3 protein-coding genes are annotated in these 2,572 nt (G+C 72.5%); 2 read left to right on the top strand and 1 reads right to left on the bottom strand.

The window, feature by feature from the left end; translation table 11 throughout:
- The coding region (locus ACFW2E_RS13515; RefSeq protein ID WP_384465844.1) for a hypothetical protein at window positions 1-262 on the bottom strand (262 nt) is incomplete at its 3' end.
- A gap of 44 nt (window positions 263-306) precedes the next feature.
- Here ACFW2E_RS13515 and ACFW2E_RS13520 point away from each other — a divergent pair.
- Window positions 307-1,794, top strand: a complete 1,488-nt coding sequence (locus ACFW2E_RS13520; protein ID WP_384465846.1) for an oligosaccharide flippase family protein — start codon at window positions 307-309, stop codon at window positions 1,792-1,794.
- A partial coding sequence (locus ACFW2E_RS13525) for a hypothetical protein (RefSeq protein ID WP_384465848.1) occupies window positions 1,791-2,572 on the top strand: 782 nt, incomplete at its 3' end. The genes ACFW2E_RS13520 and ACFW2E_RS13525, both read left to right, overlap by 4 nt.

Raw genomic sequence — 2,572 nt, forward strand, 5'->3', positions numbered from 1 at the left:
GCTCCTTCCGCTCGGCTGCGACCTCACCGACTCCGGCGACGGCAACGCGGTCGTCACCGTCGACGCCGGGCAGCGCACCACCGTGCCCGGGCTCTACGCGGCGGGCGAGGTGTGCGGGGTGGGCGGAGCGCGCCTGTCGCGCGCCGAGGGCCGCCGCGCCGCCGCGGCGGGGCAGGCCCCAGGGGGGACCCCCCCCCCCCCCGGGGGCCGGGCCCGCCGCCCCCCGCGCCGCCGCGGAGCCGAGGGCGGGGCGGCCCGCCATGGCCGTGGCGCCCGCCGCCGAGCCGCTCGACGAGGAGTCGACTCATGGACAGCGTTCGCACACCGGACAGCGGGACCGCTGAGCCGAGCGACACCCCCGCTCCAACCCCTCTCGGCCGCAAGGTGCGTTCGGCGGCCCGCTGGAGCCTGATCAACACCGTTGTCATGCGCCTCGGCAACTTCGCCACCGGCATCCTGCTGGCCCGCTTCGCACTCGGACCGGCGCAGTGGGGCGTCTACGGCATCGCGCAGACCGTGCTCCTGGTGCTGCTCTCCGCGAACGAACTGGGCGTGGGCCTGGCCATCGTCCGCTGGGACGGCGACCCCCGCCGTTTCGCGCCGACCGTGCTGACCCTGGGCACCGCGTCCAGCGCCCTGCTGTACGCCGCCCTCTTCGCCTCGGCGCCGACCGTCGCCGGGCTGCTCGACTCGCCCGAGGCCACGAACGTGCTACGGGTGATGTGCCTCTGCCTGGTGCTCGACGGGGTGGCCCAGGTGCCCGCCGGCTACCTGACCCGGGAGTTCGCCCAGGGCAAGCGGATGGTCATCGACGCCCTCAACTTCGTCCTCAGCACGTCCGTGACCCTGGTGCTGGCCTTCACCGGCTGGGGCGCGATGAGCTTCGCCTGGGGCGCGGTCGCCGGCAACATCGCCGCCCTCGTCGGCTGCGCCATCGCCGCCCCCGGCATGCTGCGGTTCGGCTGGGACCCCGAACAGGCCCGCGAGCTGCTGAAGTTCGGACTCCCGCTGGCCGGCGCGAGCCTCCTCGCCCTCGCCGTCGTCAACGTGGACACCATGGTGGTCGGCTCCTCGCTCGGCCAGGTCACCCTCGGCTTCTACGTCCTGGCGTTCAACATGTCCGGCTGGCCGGTGCGCATCATCTCCGAGGCGGCCCGCCGGGTCTCCTTCGCCGGCTTCTCCCGCTTGGCCGGCTCCCCGCAGGCCCTCGCCCAGGGCTTCAGCCGCGCCCTGGGTGTACTCGTCACCGGCACCGTGCCCCTGTGCGTACTGCTCGCCGGCCTCGCCGGTCCGATCGTCCACCTCGTGTACGGAAGCAAGTGGGTCCCCGCCGCCGACGCGCTGCCCTGGCTGATGGCCCTGGGACTGATCCGCATCGGCTGCGAACTCGCCTACGACTGCCTCGTCGCCACCGGACAGCGCCGCTCCCTCGTCCTCGTCCAGGCTCTCTGGGTCGTCGCCCTCATCCCCGTCCTCGTCCTCGGGGCCCGCCTGGGCGGCATCGTCGGCGTCTCCCAGGGCCATGTCGTGGTCGCCGCCGGTCTGGTCGTTCCCGCGTTCCTCTACGCCCTCGGCCGGGCCGGAATCAGCCTCGCCCACGTGGCCAGAGCCTGCGCCTGGCCCTTCTTCGGGGGAACCGTGATGGCCCTGGTGGTCTTCGCCGCGAAGCCTCTCCTGGGCGACGGCGCGCTCGCCCTGTCCGTCATCGGCACGGCCGCCCTGGCCTGTTACGTGGTGTGCGTGCTGCCCAGCCGACGCTCACTGCTCGGCTCCCCGGCTCCGGAGTCCGTATGACCCGGCTCCACCGCCTGACAGCCGTCCTCGCCCTCATGCTGTCCGCCGCCTGCTCCTCGGGCGCCGGCACCGCCCCGCCCCACCGGAGCCCCGGAGCCTCCACCACTCCAGCCACCCATGGAACGCCTCACACCACCACCCCACCCGTCGAAGCCGGTTTCCCCGACGCCCGCACCACCGGTCCCCGCATCGCCCTCGAACCGCACGCCACCGGGAACATGACCGTCAGGACCGACGGGACCGTGATCAGAGGGTGGGACATCACCGGCTCGCTCGACATCTACGCGAACGACGTGACCATCGTCGACACCAGGATCACCTCGACCAACTGGTGGGGGGTCAACCTGCGCCCCGGCCACAGCGGACTCCGGGTCCTCCACACCACCATCACCGCCGTCCCCGGCAAAGGCCCCGACAACGGCGGCGAGGACTACGCCGTCTCCAACATGGGCACCGGCTCCGTCGAGGTCGGCTGGAGCGACATCTCCGTCTTCGGCAACGCCCTCTCCATGGGTCAGGGCCACATCCACGACGACTACGTCCACGACCTCGTCCCCTTCCGCAACGCCGGCGGCGAATGGCAGCACACCGACGCGGTGATCAGCGGCGGCGGCAACAAGGGGAAGCTGATCATCCGCCACAACACCTTACTCAACCCGGTCGCCGTGGACCGGGGAGCCTCAGCAAGCATCGGCCTGTTCGCGGACACAGGCCACGTCTCCAACACCGTCATCGACAACAACCTGCTGGCCGGCGGCGCCTACGCCCTCTACGGAGG

The sequence above is a fragment of the Streptomyces sp. NPDC058964 genome (assembly GCF_042741275.1).
Classification (GTDB): Bacteria; Actinomycetota; Actinomycetes; order Streptomycetales; family Streptomycetaceae; genus Streptomyces.